This window comes from Clostridium sp. ZBS2, assembly GCF_023845855.1.
GTDB classification, from domain to species: Bacteria; Bacillota; Clostridia; order Clostridiales; family Clostridiaceae; genus Clostridium; species Clostridium aquiflavi.
In genome coordinates, this window is record NZ_JAMQIF010000011.1 from 1 (window position 1) to 982 (window position 982).

Annotated in this window: 1 protein-coding gene; it reads right to left on the bottom strand. The window is 37.7% G+C overall.

Annotated features, from left to right (window positions below; genetic code table 11):
* Nucleotides 1-10: 10 nt before the first annotated feature.
* On the bottom strand, nt 11-982 hold a 972-nt coding region (gene tuf, locus NG918_RS08465), incomplete at its 5' end, for an elongation factor Tu (RefSeq protein WP_252225584.1).

Here is a 982-nt window from a genome sequence, read left to right on the forward strand (position 1 = left end):
ATTATTAAAATTAAGCGTTAATCTTAGTAACAACTCCTGAACCTACAGTTCTTCCGCCTTCTCTGATCGCAAATCTTAATCCTTCATCCATAGCTACTGGATTGATTAATTCAACGTTCATGTCAATGTGGTCTCCAGGCATTACCATTTCCATTCCGTCTGGTAATTTTATTGATCCTGTAACGTCTGTTGTTCTGAAGTAGAATTGTGGTCTATATCCATCAAAGAATGGAGTATGTCTTCCACCTTCTTCTTTTTTAAGTACGTATACTTGACCTACGAACTTAGTGTGTGGGTGTACTGAATTAGGTAATGCTAAAACTTGACCTCTTTCGATATCAGTTCTTTGAACACCTCTTAATAATGCTCCGATATTATCTCCTGCTTGCGCTTCGTCTAATAACTTTCTGAACATTTCGATTCCAGTTACAACAACTTTCTTCTTTTCTTCACTTAATCCTACGATTTCAACTTCGTCTCCTACGTGAAGTACTCCAGTTTCAACTCTACCAGTTGCAACTGTTCCTCTACCAGTGATTGTGAATACATCTTCTACTGGCATGATGAATGGTTTATCTGTTGCTCTTTCTGGTGTTGGAATGTAGCTATCTACTGCTTCCATTAATTCTAAGATTGGAGCAATTGCTGCTTCATCTGTTGGGTTTTCTAATGCTTTTAATGCAGATCCTTTTATTACTGGAATATCATCTCCTGGGAAGTTGTATTCGCTTAATAATTCTCTAACTTCCATTTCAACTAATTCTAATAATTCTTCGTCATCTACCATATCTGCTTTGTTTAAGAATACTACAATGTAGTCAACTCCAACTCTTGATGCTAGTAGGATATGTTCTCTTGTTTGTGGCATTGGACCATCTGCTGCTGAACAAACTAAGATAGCTCCATCCATTTGTGCTGCTCCTGTGATCATGTTCTTAACATAGTCAGCATGTCCTGGACAGTCAACGTGAGCATAATGTCT